General features: G+C 45.6%; 18 protein-coding genes, 1 tRNA gene and 2 rRNA genes. 8 read left to right on the top strand and 13 right to left on the bottom strand.

Translation table 11 applies throughout. The features are described 5' to 3' along the window. Positions 1–133 precede the first annotated feature (133 nt). The 3 genes from rrf (L5M40_RS09780) (at position 134) to rrf (L5M40_RS09790) (ending at position 516) form a co-directional block, all read left to right on the top strand. Positions 134–249 (top strand): 5S ribosomal RNA (rrf, locus tag L5M40_RS09780). 38 nt (positions 250–287) lie between these two features. Continuing rightward, a tRNA-Thr gene (locus L5M40_RS09785) sits at positions 288–363 on the top strand. A 37-nt stretch (positions 364–400) separates the two neighbouring features. Beyond that, positions 401–516 (top strand): 5S ribosomal RNA (gene rrf / locus L5M40_RS09790). 241 nt (positions 517–757) lie between these two features. Here the strand turns inward: rrf (L5M40_RS09790) and hemB are convergent. From hemB to rraA, 12 genes are all read right to left on the bottom strand, one after another. Beyond that, positions 758–1,765, bottom strand: a complete 1,008-nt coding sequence (gene hemB, locus L5M40_RS09795; protein WP_105251204.1) for a porphobilinogen synthase — start codon at positions 1,763–1,765, stop codon at positions 758–760. A gap of 9 nt (positions 1,766–1,774) precedes the next feature. Beyond that, positions 1,775–3,661 carry a diguanylate cyclase gene (locus L5M40_RS09800; protein ID WP_263173024.1) on the bottom strand — a complete coding sequence of 629 codons (1,887 nt, stop codon included), beginning with the start codon at positions 3,659–3,661 and terminating at the stop codon, positions 1,775–1,777. Beyond that, positions 3,654–4,457 carry a TatD family hydrolase gene (locus tag L5M40_RS09805; RefSeq protein ID WP_263173023.1) on the bottom strand — a complete coding sequence of 268 codons (804 nt, stop codon included), beginning with the start codon at positions 4,455–4,457 and terminating at the stop codon, positions 3,654–3,656. The genes L5M40_RS09800 and L5M40_RS09805 overlap by 8 nt, the downstream gene beginning before the upstream one ends. Then, positions 4,457–4,978, bottom strand: a complete 522-nt coding sequence (locus tag L5M40_RS09810; RefSeq protein WP_263176166.1) for a hypothetical protein — start codon at positions 4,976–4,978, stop codon at positions 4,457–4,459. Before L5M40_RS09810 ends, L5M40_RS09805 begins: the two co-directional genes overlap by 1 nt. Before the next feature lie 45 nt (positions 4,979–5,023). Beyond that, a complete protein-coding gene (gene tatC, locus L5M40_RS09815) occupies positions 5,024–5,776 on the bottom strand; it encodes a twin-arginine translocase subunit TatC (protein WP_263176165.1) in 753 nt (250 codons plus the stop codon). Between the two features lie 3 nt (positions 5,777–5,779). Then, the gene (gene tatB / locus L5M40_RS09820) at positions 5,780–6,268 is read right to left on the bottom strand and encodes a Sec-independent protein translocase protein TatB (protein WP_263256610.1); all 489 of its coding nucleotides are present in this window, start codon (positions 6,266–6,268) and stop codon (positions 5,780–5,782) included. Between the two features lie 6 nt (positions 6,269–6,274). Further along, positions 6,275–6,514 carry a Sec-independent protein translocase subunit TatA gene (gene tatA, locus L5M40_RS09825; protein ID WP_006083329.1) on the bottom strand — a complete coding sequence of 80 codons (240 nt, stop codon included), beginning with the start codon at positions 6,512–6,514 and terminating at the stop codon, positions 6,275–6,277. Between the two features lie 59 nt (positions 6,515–6,573). Further along, positions 6,574–8,223 (bottom strand): ubiquinone biosynthesis regulatory protein kinase UbiB, encoded by a 1,650-nt coding sequence (gene ubiB / locus L5M40_RS09830; protein ID WP_105251211.1) that lies wholly within the window; start codon positions 8,221–8,223, stop codon positions 6,574–6,576. Then, on the bottom strand, positions 8,220–8,840 hold the full coding sequence (locus L5M40_RS09835) for an SCP2 domain-containing protein (protein ID WP_263176163.1): 621 nt from the start codon (positions 8,838–8,840) through the stop codon (positions 8,220–8,222). Before L5M40_RS09835 ends, ubiB begins: the two co-directional genes overlap by 4 nt. Next, entirely contained in the window at positions 8,840–9,595 is a 756-nt protein-coding gene (ubiE, locus tag L5M40_RS09840) for a bifunctional demethylmenaquinone methyltransferase/2-methoxy-6-polyprenyl-1,4-benzoquinol methylase UbiE (RefSeq protein WP_006083326.1), read from the bottom strand. The genes L5M40_RS09835 and ubiE overlap by 1 nt, the downstream gene beginning before the upstream one ends. A gap of 245 nt (positions 9,596–9,840) precedes the next feature. After that, positions 9,841–10,905: a formimidoylglutamase gene (locus L5M40_RS09845; RefSeq protein ID WP_263176162.1), complete on the bottom strand. Its 1,065-nt coding sequence runs from the start codon at positions 10,903–10,905 to the stop codon at positions 9,841–9,843. Positions 10,906–11,034: 129 nt separating this feature from the next. Then, positions 11,035–11,520, bottom strand: coding sequence for a ribonuclease E activity regulator RraA (rraA, locus tag L5M40_RS09850; protein ID WP_263176161.1), 486 nt, complete (start codon positions 11,518–11,520; stop codon positions 11,035–11,037). A 324-nt stretch (positions 11,521–11,844) separates the two neighbouring features. On the opposite strand from rraA, the gene L5M40_RS09855 reads away from it, so the two are divergent. The 5 genes from L5M40_RS09855 (at position 11,845) to L5M40_RS09875 (ending at position 16,054) form a co-directional block, all read left to right on the top strand. Continuing rightward, entirely contained in the window at positions 11,845–12,093 is a 249-nt protein-coding gene (locus L5M40_RS09855; protein WP_113940145.1) for a YgjV family protein, read from the top strand. Between the two features lie 414 nt (positions 12,094–12,507). Next, positions 12,508–13,020 carry a phosphatase PAP2 family protein gene (locus L5M40_RS09860; protein ID WP_173496416.1) on the top strand — a complete coding sequence of 171 codons (513 nt, stop codon included), beginning with the start codon at positions 12,508–12,510 and terminating at the stop codon, positions 13,018–13,020. A 70-nt stretch (positions 13,021–13,090) separates the two neighbouring features. Further along, positions 13,091–14,131, top strand: coding sequence for an MJ1255/VC2487 family glycosyltransferase (locus L5M40_RS09865; protein ID WP_173496417.1), 1,041 nt, complete (start codon positions 13,091–13,093; stop codon positions 14,129–14,131). A 141-nt stretch (positions 14,132–14,272) separates the two neighbouring features. Then, complete coding sequence (locus tag L5M40_RS09870) at positions 14,273–15,733, top strand: thioesterase (protein WP_263176160.1); 1,461 nt, start codon at positions 14,273–14,275, stop codon at positions 15,731–15,733. 96 nt (positions 15,734–15,829) lie between these two features. Beyond that, a complete protein-coding gene (locus L5M40_RS09875) occupies positions 15,830–16,054 on the top strand; it encodes a DUF6500 family protein (RefSeq protein WP_173496419.1) in 225 nt (74 codons plus the stop codon). A gap of 12 nt (positions 16,055–16,066) precedes the next feature. On the opposite strand, the gene L5M40_RS09880 is transcribed toward L5M40_RS09875, so the two are convergent. Further along, positions 16,067–16,681 carry a DedA family protein gene (locus L5M40_RS09880; protein WP_263176159.1) on the bottom strand — a complete coding sequence of 205 codons (615 nt, stop codon included), beginning with the start codon at positions 16,679–16,681 and terminating at the stop codon, positions 16,067–16,069. Positions 16,682–16,730: the final 49 nt, after the last annotated feature.

Consider the following 16,730-nt stretch of genomic DNA (forward strand, 5'->3'; position numbering starts at 1 on the left):
CCCAGATGGGTTTTACAAAGAAGCCTTAGACAGAATATCGACACTTGATAAAGTTAAAGACTCAACAGAAAATCAGCTTTCCGAATTATTATTAACGTGAGCCAGAGATGGACACGGTAATAAACAGAATTTGCTTGGTGACAATAGCCTTGTGGAACCACCTGATCCCATCCCGAACTCAGAAGTGAAACGCAAACGCGCCGATGGTAGTGTGGGGTCTCCCCATGTGAGAGTAGGTCATCGCCAAGCGCCTAATTTAAATAATCTTAATTGATTAGTATAGAATTGCTGATATGGCTCAGTCGGTAGAGCGCATCCTTGGTAAGGATGAGGTCCCCAGTTCGATTCTGGGTATCAGCACCATTACAATCTAGTGTTTAATCCTAGAATAAAGAATTTGCTTGGTGACAATAGCATTGTGGAACCACCTGATCCCATCCCGAACTCAGAAGTGAAACGCAAACGCGCCGATGGTAGTGTGGGGTCTCCCCATGTGAGAGTAGGTCATCGCCAAGCGCCTAATTATCTCATTGAGATGTAACCAAGCCAGCTGAATAAGCTGGCTTTTTTGCTTTTGTAATCTGTAACATTATTTGCACTAATAGCAATGCTGCCGACTGTAAGTATTGCTATTAGCTTTGTTGACGAGTCTTTTCTTCCCCTCAATACACAAGCTTTGCTTCCAGATTTTTCACTATTCATCGATAAAAAAGCAGCCAGAAGGCTGCTTTGAGGTGGTACTTTCGCATTAGGTTGCTTAAGCTTCTTTAAGCCACTGGGCAGCACGTTTAGCAAAGTAAGTTAAAATACCGTCTGCGCCTGCGCGTTTAAAGCAGAGTAGGGACTCCATGACGATGGCCTTTTCGGCTAACCATCCATTCTGGATTGCTGCCATATGCATGGCGTATTCACCACTGACTTGATAGGCGAATGTTGGCACTGCAAGTTCAGTTTTAACGCGATGCACTATATCTAAATACGGCATACCTGGCTTAACCATCACCATATCGGCTCCTTCTTGGATATCGAGTGCGACTTCATGCAAAGCTTCGTCACTGTTCGCCGGATCCATTTGATAGCTATGCTTATTGCCACCTTTGAGGTTACCCGCTGAGCCTACGGCATCACGGAATGGACCGTAGTAGTTTGAAGAGTATTTTGCCGAGTAAGCCATGATTTGGGTGTTGACGTGGCCTGCTGCTTCTAATGCTTGGCGAATCGCGCCAATACGGCCATCCATCATGTCCGATGGTGCAATGATGTCAGCTCCAGCATCGGCGTGTGACAGTGCTTGCTTCACTAAAATCTCGGTGGTGATATCGTTAAGGATATAACCCGTTTCGTCTATGATGCCGTCTTGACCGTGAGTGGTGAAAGGATCTAGTGCCACGTCAGTCATGATGCCGAGCTGTGGAAAGGCTTTTTTTAGCTCGCGCACTGCACGTTGCACTAGGGCATCTGCGTTATAGGCTTCTTCTGCCATTAATGTTTTTTTCTCTGCAGGTGTCACAGGGAAAAGTGCGATCAATGGGATACCTAACTCAACCAGTTCTTCAGCTTCTTTCAGTAGCAAGTCTATCGAGTAGCGTTCAACACCGGGCATAGAGGCTATTTTTTCACTGCGATTAGTGCCTTCTAGAATAAACATTGGGTAAATCAAGTCATTGACCGTTAGATGATTTTCGGCCATGAGGCGACGGCTAAAATCATGTTTACGCATGCGGCGCATTCTACGCTGAGGGAAGGCACTGGTAATGATATTCACATTTGACTCCTAATTAGGTACTGGTCTTACTTGATCCGACAAATACAAGCTGACTTGATTACGCCCACCGTTTTTTGCTTGGTAGAGGGCTTTATCTGCTTGTTCTAGTAATTTAGTACTGTGTTGATCGTGGGTCACTATATCGGCACTGACTCCGATACTGATAGTCAAAGGTATCGCTTCACCTTCCCATTCAAAATGAATAGAGGCAACAGCGTCTCTTATTGTTTCAGCAACTTGGAGAGCACCTTCTGCAGTTGTATTAGGAAGGATGATAGCAAATTCCTCCCCCCCAAAACGTGACACTAGATCCGTTGGCCGTTTTAAATGGTGCTGTAATGTTTGAGCTATTGTACGTAATGCTTGATCGCCTGCAAGATGACCGAATCTGTCGTTGATCAGCTTGAAGCGATCAATATCAAGCATTAACAGTGCTATGGGTGTTTCTTGTCTGCGACTGATCCGGCTTTCAGCGATCAAACGTTTATCAAAGGCACTGCGGTTTTTGACCCCTGTTAAACTGTCGATAGTGCTTTGTTCTGTGAGTTTTTGATTCACCTCATGCAATTCTCTGAGGGTGATTTCCAGTTCTAAAGTCCGCTCTTGCACCATTTGTTCGAGTTTCTCATTGCTCTCGGCTTCCGCTTTTAGGGCTTCTTCCCGCGCACTACGAATTTTCTGTGCTTGTTTCAAGGCTTCTTGCTGGATACGTAGTTTAGCTTTGCGCTCATCGTTATAGCGGATGGCGAGCACCAGAGACATGAAGATAATTTCAAAAGTCAGCCCAAGCATCACAGGCGTTTGCGGTTTTAAATTGAGGTCAATCACGCTGAGATATAGCAAGCTACTGATGCAAGCTCCCGTCAGCATACTCACCCAGCCAATAGTGTACATACGTGCCAGTTTATGGCCATTGATGGCCTGAGTAATGGCAAAGACCATGAGGACCAAGCTGAGTACAGCAACGGAAATGATCTCGATATAGAGCGCCGTTCCATATTGGATAAATGGTGTGGCGAGTCCAACACAGAGGATATACACAGCACTATAGCGACAAGTGAGTAACATACGGCGGTTTAAATATTTGAGCTGTAATATTTTTTCAGTAAACATTAACGCAAATGCCATAACGATTGGCAGTAAAAACGGCACCATCACTTGCTGTAATAGCGGCCAGTCTGGCCAGAGGAATCGGAAGGCAAAACCGTTAATCGTGGCAACGAGTAAGGTCATACTAAGGACATAGCCAGAGTAATAGCTGTAGCTGAATGAGCCCGATGCTATGGCGATAAAAAGACTAAAAATGCCAATTGCGGCAAGTACACCGAGTTGGAATCCATGCTCAACGGCGGTAGATTCGGCAATTTGAGCTAAGTCATTAGAAGACCATAGGTTTAATGGTACTGCAGCACTACCTTCAGTTTGAATATGCAGATAGAAAGTATGGGAGTCATCTGTGTTGATCTTGAAAGGATATAGGAAAATATTACTCAAGAATGGTCGATCCTCATAGGGGAATATATCACCCATCAGCACAGTATTCATGAGTTTATTATTGACTAAATGGTAGATAGTTACCTTGTCTAACAAAGGGTTATCTAGCGCTAAAATGCGCGAAAGTGTTTCGTCAGGGCTGGTTAAGCTGAAACTGAGCCAAAAATCATGGCCGCTGAGTTTTTGAATGTCTTTATTGGTAAAGTTATGCCAATCAGTTTTTGGCAAAGCTTGTATTTCGGCCAGTTCTTTTGCTGGTGTAGGGTGGCTGACCATTAACCAAGGCGTAAGGTTTAAAGGCGTCGTGGTTGACTCGTCAATGCTCAATAAGGTTGCCAAGGCCTGTGTTGGGCATATCCATAGCCACAGCAAGAGTATGAGTGGCATGTTTTTGTTAAGCATGGACTCGATCCAAATTAAAAAACGCTAAGCTATTTTGGTAGCAACGTTTTGCAAACTCATCCGCATCTTCTCCGCGTAGATTTGCAATATAATTTGCGATATAAGGAAGGTATTCGGGCTTGTTTTTGCTCGATTTAGGCTTGGGCCGCATACTACGGGGGAGTAGGTAAGGGCTATCTGTCTCGATTAAAATGCGATTCTGCGGAATAAAGGGAACGAGTTGCGCTAGTTCTTGGCCGCGTCTTTCATCGCAGACCCAACCTGTTATGCCTAAGTGTAAATCGAGGTCAATATAGGCTTCCATCTGTGCGTGAGTGCCTGTGAAACAATGCAAAAGCGCGCCACTAAGCTGTGGGCGATATTCCCGCAGGATAGCAATAAAGTCTTCGTGGGCATCGCGTTCGTGCATTAGCACCGGCATTTGCAGTTCAACGGCTAAGGCGAGTTGGGCAATAAAAGCTTGGCGCTGGATAGGTCTCGGGGAGAAATCACGATTGTAGTCTAAACCACATTCGCCAACGGCAACCACTTGCGGTGCATGGCAGAGTTCAGCTTGTCGAGCGTTTGAGCCATCATGCCAACCACTGGCATGGTGGGGATGCACACCAGCAGTGCAGTAAAGTTGATTAGGATATTGCTCGCATACAGCAATGGCTGCCGCACTCTCAGTTAAATCGCCGCCAATAACAATTAACGGCGAAACCCCTTGGTCCGCCGCCGCTTGTATTATCGATACAGTATCTTGTTCGAGTGCGCTGCCAAGTAAATTGACAGCGATATCTATGTATGAGGGCATTATTTTAGGCGTTTTACCCGAACCTTGGCATTGCGATCATCGGTACCCATTAAAAAAGAACCTAAAGCGGCTTTTTCAATATAGACAGTTTCACCTTGCTTAACATTGTACTTACGGCCATCAGTTTGTTTCCATACCTGACCGTTAGTGAAAGTCACTTTAATGTCTCCGTAGGCATCTTCAGCTATAGATTGAATCTCTAAATAAATCTTATCGACAGTATTTTCTTGAACACGCTTGGCTTCCATCCCAAAGTCATCGGCAATTTTTGCCGTTGGCGCTTGGGGTGCGGTTGCCACTATCGCTGCTGCAGTCGTAGGGGCTGCAACTGTTGCTACTGTAGCCGGTATCACTTGAGTGCTAATGGTGTCAGCTTTTACGCTTTCTGCTAGCTTGTCATAGCAAATCAAGCGGTCGAGTTTATCGGCGGTTGCTGCACATTGGGTTAACTGATGTTCAATGCTGGCATTTGCTTGGACAGATACAAGCATTATCGCTGCCGTGATAAGAGTTAAGCGCATGAGAATGTTCCTTATTATATTATTCCCCTAACGCCTTCGAGGACGTTAGTCGTTTGTTTGTTCAGTCTCTTCGCCTGACTCGTCATCTGGTTTGCTGTAGAAACGAGCCGCTAATAAACCGCCTTCGAACAATAACAGCATTGGTACAGCAAGCATAGTCTGGGAAATCACATCCGGTGGGGTTAATAGCATGCCGACGACAAAGGCGCCCACTATGATATAAGGACGTTTTTGCTTGAGATCTTCAGGTGTAGTGACACCTGACCAGCAGAGTAAAACAACGGCAATGGGGATTTCAAAGGATAGACCAAAGGCAAAGAATAGCTTCAGAATGAAGTTAAGGTAACTGGTAATATCTGTCGCAACTTGAACTCCCTCTGGCGCATTGTTAGCAAAAAAACCAAAAACAACAGGGAATACAAGATAATAAGCAAATGCAATACCGAGATAAAACAATAAGGTACTGCTGAATAGCAGTGGCATAACTAAACGTTTTTCATGTTTATATAAACCCGGTGCCACAAAGGACCAAATTTGAAATAACACGTAGGGCACTGCCACAAAAAATGATAAAACGAGGGTTAGTTTGAAAGGTGCAAAAAATGGTGCAGCGACATCCGTCGCAATCATGCTGCCACCAAGAGGCAAAGACTGCATTAAAGGTATTGCCATGTAGTGGTAGATATCATTTGCCCAGTACACACTACAAATGAACACTAATAACACACTGGCAATGGATTTTAGCAGCTTGGACCTAAGTTCAAGCAAATGGCTGATAAGTGGCTGCTGTTGCGACATGAATTATCCGTTGGCTTTCGGGTTAGAACTGGTATCCACGCCCTGAGATGGCTCACTTGGAGTAGCGGGAGAGGCCGATGTTGGACTCGCCTCTACAGTGGCTGTTGGATTAGTTTGGCTAGCTTGAACTGGATTCACTTGAGCAGGAGTGTGAATTTGATTCTCAGGCGCAGGGGTGTCTTTTGACGGATCCTGAACCTGATAAGGGCGGTTCACTGACTGTGCCGCTTGCTTTAGTTGCTCAATAGACTCTTTGAGTTCAGGTGAGAGGTTAGATAAACCTTTGCTCTCTGCTTTTTTAAGATCGGCATGCAACTGCTCGATCTTCAGCTCCTGCTCAAGTTCTTCTTTTACCGAGTTCGCCATGCGTTTCATCGCACGGATCCAACTCGTTACCGAACGCACCGCAACCGGTAGACGTTCGGGGCCAAGAACCACTAGCCCCAAAACACCGATCAGCAGCAGCTCCATAAAGCCGATACCGTCAAACATAAAGAGTTACGCCTGTTCTTTGTTAGACTCAGGTTTCTTTTCAGTCGCCTGTTGAGTTGTTTGCGCTGTTTTAGCCGCTTCGGTGTCTTCTAATGCCTTCTTGTCTTCTTCTGAAGACATGGCGTTTTTGAAGCCTTTAACCGCACCACCTAAATCACCACCCAAAGAGCGTAATTTCTTAGTTCCAAACAACAAGACAACGATTAACGCAACGATAAGCAGTTGCCAAATACTAATACCACCCATGAAGGTATCCTCTTAATTGATATCGGTTCTATTATGAACCTCTGATTAATTAGTGCTAGCTAAAATTTGCGATTCTTTGGCCTAGATCGCCATCCTACAAACCACAATATCATGCCTGAAATTAGACAAACATAAGGGGTCCATAGTGTAGCGTCTCTATTAATCAATAACGTGCCACAGATCAATAAAACGGCAGAAGTGATAAGCAAGTAGTTACTCTTGTGTGCCTGCTGCTGATATTTCAAATACTTATCTAGCATTTGTTGCTGAGAACTCAGCAATTTCCTGCCTAACTTAAGATTATCGTAAATTAGTTCAGGGAATTCAGGTAGTTTATCAGCCCAATATGGCAGTTTTGTGGATACCTTTTTAAACATAGCTTTAGGACCGACTTGGTCAGCCATCCACTGCTCTAAAAAGGGTTTGGCGGTTTGCCATAAATCCAACTGCGGATACAGCTGACGACCTAAGCCTTCGATGTAGAGTAAGGTTTTTTCCAACAATACCAATTGCGGTTGCACCACGATATCGAAGTGGCGCGCAGTGCGGAATAATTCCAGTAACACATGACCAAAGGAGATCTCGTCGAGCGGCTTGTTGAACATAGGTTCACACACCACTTTGATGGCCTGTTCGAAAGCTTGTAGATCGGTTTTTTCCGATACCCAGCCAGACTCAATATAGAGCTGGGCGATTCTGTGATAATCGCGATTAAAGAAGGCGAGGAAATTTTCGGCGAGATAGCGCTTATCGACTTCGCTGAGTGTGCCCATGATGCCGCAGTCGAGCCCAATGTAGTATGGGTTCTCAGGATGATCGCGGGAAATAAAGATATTGCCCGGATGCATGTCGGCGTGGAAAAAGTTATCGCGGAATACTTGGGTAAAAAATAGTTCAACACCGCGCTCGGCCAATAACTTAAAGTTGGTACCTTGCGCTTTAAGTGCGGCAATATCCGAGACAGAAATACCGTAAATACGTTCCATCACCATCAGGCGTGGATAGCAAAACTCTTCATACACATAAGGTACATAGAGCGCATCTGAGTTGAGGAAGTTGTTGCGTAGCTTGACTGCGTTTAAGGCTTCGAGCTTAAGGTTTAACTCGCCTAAAATGGTCACGCGGTAATCTTCGATCACTTCAGCAGGGCGCAGTCGATTACCTTCACCGAGGAGGTATTCAATCAGTTTGGCAGTTTGCGACATCAACTGCAGATCGGCTTGAATCTTGGCTTCTACATTAGGGCGCAGCACCTTAAGTACGACGTCTTTACCGTTAGATTTGAGGGTCGCGGTATGCACCTGAGAAATAGAGGCTGAGGCCAGTGGTATTTCATTAAAGTCATCGAATAGCGATTCAATCGGCGCTTTTAGCTCAGCTTCAATCGCTTGGCGGGCAAGTGCACCATCAAAGGGCGGCACTTTGTCCTGCAGCATTGCCAATTCACTGGCCCATTCATCGCTGAGTAAATCGCGGCGGGTTGAGAGCATTTGCCCAAGCTTGATATAAACGGGGCCGAGTTCCTGCATCGCCAATTTTAAGCGTTCGCCACCGGGCTTATTTTTATGCTTATTGCGGATCCAGAATAGGCTGTTCCGGGCGAGTTTAAAGTACCAAGGTGTCATCTTTGGCGGCAATACGTCATCTAGCCCGTACTGAAGTAAGGTCTTGATGACGTGGTAACCGCGGCGGATACTGGCAAAGGTCATGGCTTAATTTGGTCTCTTAATTGGGCAATCCGTTGTTCAATCGCGCGAGTGTCGGCAACTAAATCATCCATTTGATCGCGAAAGTGCATTAACTCAATTGGGTGCGGTGCGAGGCGATACTCTTCAACTGCGAGTTGCCCTAAGTGGGAGCGGGTTTTACGCAACACTTCGAGTGCAAAGTCTTTTACCTGATGGCTAGAACAGATGAGTTTGTGAGTGGGGCCATCACCTAAATAACGGGAAACTGGCTCGGCAAAGTCAAACTCGATACTGCGTAGATATTGGCTAAAGCTTTGTAATAAATTGAGATCGCCCTCAAGCTTGAGTTTATCTTGCTTGATTAGTTCAGTCAGGTTTACGCCTTCGGATACGCGATAAAGCGTCGTCGCATCGGCATGTAGACTGACATCGACATCGCCTTCATAGCGGCTCAGTACTTGGATCTCTTTGGCAAACACTAAATAGAATGGCCAGCTGAGCTGCGATAATTGGATACGAAACACTTTGCCATGCAACTGGCGCTGGCGCGAATAATCGTCGCCCGCTTGGGCCTGAAGTTTTTTCAGACCCGTTTCAATTGCGGCGCAGGCAAGCAGCACAACTTCTTGCGGCATCATTAGAATTTATAACCACGGTGCAATGCGACAATGCCGTCGGTCATGTTGGTGTAGTCGACTTGTTCAAAGCCTGCATCAACCATCATTTGTTTTAATGTGTCTTGATCTGGATGCATACGAATCGATTCAGCCAGATACTCGTAGCTGTCGGCATCTTTAGTGATGAGTTCACCCATCTTAGGTAATACTTTGAAGCTATATAAATCATACACTTTGCGCATGATTTCATGCTGAGGCTTAGAAAACTCTAGCACTAATAACTTGCCACCAGGCTTAAGCACGCGGTTCATCGAACGCAGCGCCGCATCTTTATCGGTCACGTTACGCAGACCAAAGGCGATGGTAATAATGTCGAAGTGGTTATCGGGAAACGGCAGTGCTTCGGCGTTGGCTTGCACATAACTGACATTGTTGACTATGCCCTTGTCGCGCAACTTAGTGCGCCCGACTTTTAACATGGAATCGTTAATGTCAGCTAAAACTACTTCACCTTTATCACCCACTAAGTGAGAGAATTTTGCGGTTAAGTCACCTGTACCGCCGGCCAAATCGAGCACTTTCATGCCAGGGCGGGCGCCAGAGACTTCAATGGTGTAACGTTTCCAAAAACGGTGAATGCCGAAGGACATCACATCGTTCATTATGTCGTACTTAGCGGCAACAGAATGAAACACGCCGGCAACGAGTTCAGCCTTTTTATCGGCCTCTACGGTTTTGTAACCAAAGTGGGTACTTTTAGATTCGCCCTCAGACATCAATGTGTTCCTATTGTTTTGCAATGTATTAGTTGCGAGTGTAAGCCATCGCCTGCATTTGCTGAATCTTTGATCTATCACTCTGTGATCGAGCTAGTAAACTAACTGCAATGCCTTAGCTTGATGCACTCCTGAACAGTCGTAGGATTAAGTGCTTAGCGACCACGTAAAATGGACTGGCATTAGACCACAATATCAGGATTTGGTGAATAGCTTAGCGCCCAGTTGGGTGCAACTGGTGATATTCATTGTGCCAAAAATTGCATGCGAGCCTGCACATAAGCGTAGATAAGCTCGCTTAGGCTTTGGCCAACATCCCTAAAACCGGCTTCAATCCCAGCTTCGTGGCAACTTGGTGCAGCCTCGGCTAAATGCAAATAAGCACATGGGCAGTGGCGAGCGATATAACTGACATAATGCGCCGCATCGAGCAATGGCACACCTGCAGCGGTTGAAGCGCTACTGGGCATTTTAGCGATAGCATCTACGTCAAGTTCTAATCCTACGGGGAAACCTGTGTCATTAAGTTTGGCGGCGATTTCAAGTAAAGCTTGGCTAAGGCTGATTTCACGGCGCACCCAAATTTGTTGCAAGCTATGCCAAGTGCCACCAAATTCGCTGAGTTGGCTTAGGTTGGCTTCGCTGTTTTTTAACTCGTGTAAACCCAGTACATGGTAGCAACCTAAGGCGCCGCGATCGGCTGCATAACTAAAACCATTACCGCTGTGACGGCCTTCAAGCAAACGAAAATCCGAGTGAGGATCGAGATTCACCGCGGCGACTTGGCGCTGATAGTGGCTGTAGGTTGCCATCAACAAACCATAGGCATTGTTGTGGCCGCCGCCGATGAGTATGGGTTCTAAACCCGCCTTTAAAATCGCACTGACGACACGGATAACGCGCTCATCGAGTTGCTCCACCGCATCACGTAATTCATCTAAGGTGACGTCACTGTTAGCTGTTGTATTGCTCGTAGTTTGTTGCTGCAGATCGGCGGTGTTCACTTGGCCTAACACTAGGCATTCGGCGCCAGAAAGAAAACGATTCGATTGTAAATTGAGCCATTGGCGCATACTGGTTGTGAACGCATCGGTTGCACCGCCGCGGCCTAAATTGGCACGTGGGCCTATATCTTCGCCAACGCCGATAATGGCAAAGCTTGCACCGTGGGCTTTTGCAGTGGCGAGTATGGTCTCTAACGTGTGTTCGTGATTGGCCAGATGGACGCATTGGCCTAGCTTAGTTTCGCCCGTTCTTGTGCTGACGAGTGAGGCGATATCGGTATGGGTAAAAGGAATAAATTCAGGCATAGATTGATATTCTTATTCGGCCAGAGTCGAGCTATTGTGGCCAGAGTAGGGCGAGGATTCAATGGGGAAACGCTGAAAATAGTGAATAAAAAAGCCAGCTTAGCTGGCTTTCTTGACTGAAGAGTGAGATTACTCAATGTCGAGTGGTTCAGGTGATAAAATCACACCTGTGTTATCAGCATAAATGTGATCACCGGGTAAGAAAGTCACACCGCCAAAATTGACTGGAATTTCCACTTCGCCCACTGAATTGCCATCAGCACCCACTGGAATAGAGGCAAGGGCTTGAATACCAATGTCTAATTCTTCCAATGCATCCACATCGCGTACAGAACCGTAAACGATAATGCCTTCCCAGTTGTTTCTGACCGCAAGTTCTGCGATAGCGCCATCGATCAGCGCACGGCGTAATGAGCCACCGCCATCAATGAGTAAGACTTTACCTTGGCCATCCTCTTGTAGGACTTCGGTAATTAGGCCGTTGTCTTCAAAGCACTTGATGGTGCTAATAGAACCGCCAAAAGAGCTACAACCACCGTAGTTACTGAACATGGGCTCGACTACATCTACGACATCTAAGTACATGTCACATAGTTCTGAGGTGTTGTATTCCATATTTACACTCCTATTGATCCGCGTTGCGTACAGTTTAGCGAGTTTACGCCAGTATAAAAGGGATTATTGAAAAGAAAAGTGTTATCAATCACGGTATTGTTGCCACTTGGCTGTTAACACATCTGTAGTAAATTTTCGTCACACTATAGAATTTATTCGGTAAAACTTGATATTGGTCATTAAATAACGGTTTTTTATTACAACTCTGTTGCGCGTTTTGGTATTATATCCCAAGTTTAAATTAACTTACTTAACTTAATTTGCTTTAGGGGCATGGACCCCCCGTTACGCTTATGGACGGTAGAGGGCCTTCGAGAGGTGCCTATGGAAGCTGTAAATACGATTGAAATTATTGGTTATTTTGCCTCTATAATGGTGGCGATCTCTCTAATGATGAAGAATATCATTTGGTTGCGATGGTTGAATTTTGTAGGATGCACTCTGTTTGTGGTTTATGGGGTGTTTATTTCTGCTTGGCCTGTGGCCGGCATGAATGCGTTTGTTGCTTGTATTAATATTTACCATTTGACAAAAATTTACCGTGCTAAGGCAAATACTCCCGCCGCAGCCTAAGTTTTATTGGATTGTGTTGCTCTTGAGATTAACGTTTAGAGCAACACAATATCCTGTCTCAGTCCTATCGCTATTTCTAAATAAATCCCTTAGCCCCTGCATAACGTCCCTAGAATCCTTCTAGATCAAAACCTCAGCCATGCTTCTTGTCATAAAACCTTCGAGCAGATGTCACTTAGCCGTCACAGGTCTTTCTTAATCTCAAGCTATCTAATAGTGCTTTAGCTAATGTGGTTTAGGTTTAACTATTAGCAAACAGTAAATTAGCCGTGAGCAGTCAATAACGAATTCAATCGTGAATAGAGCCTTGGTGAGTCGGTTGGTTTCAGACTAAGCACTCTAAGCGTCGTCGAGAGAATGCACAGATTAACATCGCAGTAAAACTCGCTGGTATGCCAGCAAGGAGCCTGTTTTATGTTGAGTTACGTTGCAGACTTAGACAAGCGAATGTTTTGCCATATCGTGAGCTTCACCCAGCACTATGGTTTATATGCCCGTGCAAAGCGGGTATCAGCGAGTGGCGATGGGCATGTGTATTTATATTTGTCCGTGGGTTTGATGCTGACGCACGCTCAAGGACAGGCTCTATTTAATTTGATGTTAGCGAGTTTTTTGGTTGAGTTACCTCTGTATTTACTATTGAAAAATAGTATTCGTCGCACACGGCCATGCCATGCATTAGTGGGATTTGAGAGTGGTTTTGAACCATCGGATCGCTTCAGCTTACCGTCTGGTCATACAGCTGCGGCCTTTGTGATGGCAACGAGCGTGGCGCAAATCTATCCAGCGGCGGCTCCTGTGGCGTATTTATGGGCTTTTAGCATAGGGGGCTCACGTATTGCACTTGGCGTGCATTATCCCTTAGATATTCTGGCGGGAGCCTCATTGGGGATTGGGTCGGTATTGCTGGTTCATCCAGTGATTTAATTCAAATATGCGCCTGTTAATCATTTCATTAGTGGGAATTCTCCTTCACTCATCAGTTTAAGGATACGTAATGCGAATACTCTACGGAGTTCAAGGCACAGGGAATGGCCACTTAAGTCGTGCACGCGTCATGGCTAAAGCATTGATGAAACAAGATATTGAAGTGGACTTTCTATTTTCGGGGCGCAAGCCTGATCAGTTTTTCGATATGGAGTGCTTTGGCGATTATCGCGTTCAAGCGGGAATGACGTTTGCGACGTGCTCTGGGCGCGTTAATGTGCCACAAACAGTCCGGCAAAATTTGTCCTTGTCGTTATTTAAAGATATTAAAGCATTAGATCTCAGTTGCTACGATTTAGTACTCAACGACTTTGAACCTGTCTCTGCTTGGGCTGCGCGGCGCCAAGGCGTGCCATCTATTGGGATTAGCCATCAGGCGGCGTTAACTCATCCGGTGCCAAAACTCGGTAGCACTTGGTTTAATGAGATGCTGCTCAATTATTTTGCTCCAGTGGATGTGGCGCTGGGGTGTCATTGGCATCATTTTGGCTTCCCTATTTTGCCGCCTTTTGTCGAAGTGGATGCCAGCCCATTCGAACACACGCATCAGATTTTAGTTTATTTGCCTTTTGAAGATGCGGATATGATTGCTCACTTTCTGTCTCACTTTAGTGATTATCAGTTTTTGGTATATCACAGCCAACAACCTAAAGGCCAAGTTGCTGAACATATTAAATGGCACGGTTTTAATCGTGAGGGGTTTAAGCAACATCTTGCCAGCTGCGGCGGTGTGATAGGCAATGCGGGCTTTGAACTTGCCAGCGAAGCATTAACCTTAGGTAAAAAACTCTTAGTCAAACCACTGATTGGCCAGTTTGAGCAGTTATCGAACGTGGCGGCGTTACAACTTTTAGCGGCCGCAGATAGCATGATGAGTCTTGATGTGAACATAGTTAAGCGCTGGCTTAAAACGGCATCACCTAACCCAATTGCATATCCAAAGGTGGGGGATACCCTCGTTAAATGGATTAACGGTGGCGACTGGCACAATAGTCAGCCGCTGTGCCAAGAGTTATGGAGCCAAGTCACGCTTCCCGATACTTGGCGTTAAACAGCGTTGCAGTTCAGATGAAAAGCAACTTAGGCACTAGCTGGGTTAATGGCGTTAGCGTATAATTTCGTCAATTTTGCTGTTAGTCCCTTTCAGCACGTCTATTTTGGCCTAGCTTGGCCGTTAATTATGTTGTTATAAATGAGCCTGAAAAAGTTTACTCAGTACAAGTTACTGTTTTTAATGTTGTTATTACTTTGCATCCTACTTCCTTTTATTCCAGATCAGGTTTACCACATCCCCGGCCCTGATATCGCTAAGCAAAATTTTCATGTGATTGAGTTTAATGATAAAGGTCAGCCCCACGACGAAAGGCAATGGCAAGGTTTAGAGACGCGAATCTTACATCCAGAGCCTGCACAGATCCCTGAATTATTGATTTTTGTCCATGGCTGGCATCATAGTGCTGAGCCTAAGGATGAAAACTTTATTGCCTTTGAGCAGTTTTATCAGCAAATGGCCGCGTCCGATACCCAGCGCAACTTGTTGGGGTTGTATATTGGCTGGCGGGGCGATAAATATGATCCTTTTTGGATCGATGGCTCAGATGATGCAAAAAGTTGGATTGAACCCTTAGATTTTCCCACTATTTTACAGCGTAAACGGGTTGCTAAACGTATCGGGCAGTTAGGTCTATCACAGCTGCTGGATAAGCTTGATAGCTTAGTAACACAGCATAAACTGCTGCGTTACACTGTGATTGGCCATAGTCTTGGCGGTGCTGTTGTTTTGCATGCGAGTAAAGATCGCATCAAAGCCGCCATTGATAATCAGCAGGATAATCCTAATTTATTCTTACTGTTAAATCCCGCCGTACCTGCTAAAGAGTATCAGCCATTAGATACGTTGGTGAGCTTAGATAGACAAAAACCGAGTATGGTGGTGTTGCAATCGAAGGGGGATTTTGCAGTGAAAGAAGCCTTCAATTACATCAAGGACGGCGAGCGCGCTGTAGGGAACTCTTGGGCTATTACTCACGATATTGACAAATGCTCTGGTGGCAATTGCACTACACCAATGAAGATGCCTTCGGCCTTGATGGCGCACGATCAAATCCCTGGCTGTATGATGACGCTGCCTCAATCGGGCTGGAAAATTCGTGCTCGCCTGCAGGCTCGTCGTACCGTGCAAACCTGCCCTGATGCCAATATGCAAGCCGTATGGGTACTGGCCGTGTCTGACGAAATCGTCTCTGGGCACAATGGCATTCTCACTCCAGAGCATGGTAAAGCCTTGTCTGAGGTGATGCGTATGATTGATTTATATCGAAATCAATTACCTAAACATGCGGTGGAAAGCCCTGCGAACCAAGATCTCGGCACCTTAGCGCCAGAGTCAGAAGCTGCAACATCTACCGAAGGTGAAACGCCTGTGCCACAAGAGCCAGTGATTATTGTCGAGCCTTTACCTGAAGAGCAGAGTTCACCGACACCTAAGGTTAATGCACCATTGCAGGAGCCAAACGTATCACAGGAACAAGATAAGCCTGCTGCGACTGAGGCGTCACCCGCGCCAATTAAAGCGCCGGAATCAAAGCCTGAGGCTAAGCCAAATGACGGTGCAGAACCTCAACCTAAGGTTGAAACTGAAGGCATAAAGTGATCGGTAGCTGTATGGAGTAAGCAATAGACGATACATCTAGTGTTGTATGTCATTGAAAATATTTAATAAGCTGGTGAATAAACGTTATGAGTCAATATGAGAGCTGAGTTAAGAGCAAAAATCATCGCAGTTTGTCATAAAAAAATTGAGACTAAAGGTGATAATGTCGGCCTCTCATTTTACGCCTTCTTTGCGAACAAAAATGATGATCCAGAGTTGCTTATGGAAGCGGCGACTTGGTGGATTCAAACTCATCGCTTAGACCATTTTGTTAAGGCTCATAAGGTGATAGAGATAATCCAAAAGGAATCGGAAGAATAGATCCTAAATCGCTTACTGCGGATTTTTGGTTTGCCACCTGCGCCAAGTAAAAGTGATTAGCGCAGCGAGTATTAGGCTGACCATAGCCCATGTGGGGTATTTATGCTGGTGGTAAAACGCCAGCATGGGAGCGATTTCATCGCGGATTAACACTGGGCCTAATCCAAAGAGTGCCACCCAAATGCTGGTGGCGAGAGCATTGCCAATCACAAATTGTTTTAATGGCATTTTAGCGAGACCGCAGCCGATAAACATAAACTGTTTTAATCCCTCAACAAAACGACTCAACACTAAAGCGGCAATGCCATATTGACCAATAACGCCATGGATTTTGTCTTCCAATTGCGGCTTTATCCACCCTTTTTTGAGTAATACGTCGCCAAAGCGCCAGCCGATAAAATATCCTAAACAGTTACCGCAGAGTGCTCCGCAAGCAGCGACGATTAATACCAATGGCAGTGACATTTGCCCTGTAGCGGCTAATAAACTGGCGACAATTAATAAGGATTGTCCTGGCGCCGGAATGCCAAAACCCTCGACAGCAATCGCGACAAATAGCAGAACATAACCATATTGCTGCAGCCAAGGCGTGAGTTCTGTGATGATATGTTGTAGCGTTTCTGGCATAGATGAAAGTGCTTAAATCAATGGGACGATTGGGCCATCATACTCGCCA

Origin of the sequence: Shewanella sp. SM68 (assembly GCF_025653925.1) — a bacterium.
GTDB lineage: Bacteria > Pseudomonadota > Gammaproteobacteria > Enterobacterales > Shewanellaceae > Shewanella > Shewanella oncorhynchi.

Bases quoted from the DNA above. Each gene is read 5' to 3' on its own strand.
- L5M40_RS09835 (WP_263176163.1), bottom strand. From the start codon at position 8,840: ATGATGCCGCAAGAAGTTGTGCTGCTTGCCTGCGCCGCAATTGAAACG.
- L5M40_RS09860 (WP_173496416.1), top strand. From the start codon at position 12,508: ATGTTGAGTTACGTTGCAGACTTAGACAAGCGAATGTTTTGCCATATC.
- ubiB (WP_105251211.1), bottom strand. From the start codon at position 8,223: ATGACCTTTGCCAGTATCCGCCGCGGTTACCACGTCATCAAGACCTTA.
- tatB (WP_263256610.1), bottom strand. From the start codon at position 6,268: ATGTTTGACGGTATCGGCTTTATGGAGCTGCTGCTGATCGGTGTTTTG.
- L5M40_RS09810 (WP_263176166.1), bottom strand. From the start codon at position 4,978: ATGCGCTTAACTCTTATCACGGCAGCGATAATGCTTGTATCTGTCCAA.
- rraA (WP_263176161.1), bottom strand. From the start codon at position 11,520: ATGGAATACAACACCTCAGAACTATGTGACATGTACTTAGATGTCGTA.
- L5M40_RS09855 (WP_113940145.1), top strand. From the start codon at position 11,845: ATGGAAGCTGTAAATACGATTGAAATTATTGGTTATTTTGCCTCTATA.
- L5M40_RS09865 (WP_173496417.1), top strand. From the start codon at position 13,091: ATGCGAATACTCTACGGAGTTCAAGGCACAGGGAATGGCCACTTAAGT.
- L5M40_RS09800 (WP_263173024.1), bottom strand. From the start codon at position 3,661: ATGCTTAACAAAAACATGCCACTCATACTCTTGCTGTGGCTATGGATA.
- L5M40_RS09880 (WP_263176159.1), bottom strand. From the start codon at position 16,681: ATGCCAGAAACGCTACAACATATCATCACAGAACTCACGCCTTGGCTG.
- L5M40_RS09870 (WP_263176160.1), top strand. From the start codon at position 14,273: ATGAGCCTGAAAAAGTTTACTCAGTACAAGTTACTGTTTTTAATGTTG.
- L5M40_RS09875 (WP_173496419.1), top strand. From the start codon at position 15,830: ATGAGAGCTGAGTTAAGAGCAAAAATCATCGCAGTTTGTCATAAAAAA.
- L5M40_RS09805 (WP_263173023.1), bottom strand. From the start codon at position 4,457: ATGCCCTCATACATAGATATCGCTGTCAATTTACTTGGCAGCGCACTC.
- tatC (WP_263176165.1), bottom strand. From the start codon at position 5,776: ATGTCGCAACAGCAGCCACTTATCAGCCATTTGCTTGAACTTAGGTCC.
- ubiE (WP_006083326.1), bottom strand. From the start codon at position 9,595: ATGTCTGAGGGCGAATCTAAAAGTACCCACTTTGGTTACAAAACCGTA.
- L5M40_RS09845 (WP_263176162.1), bottom strand. From the start codon at position 10,905: ATGCCTGAATTTATTCCTTTTACCCATACCGATATCGCCTCACTCGTC.
- tatA (WP_006083329.1), bottom strand. From the start codon at position 6,514: ATGGGTGGTATTAGTATTTGGCAACTGCTTATCGTTGCGTTAATCGTT.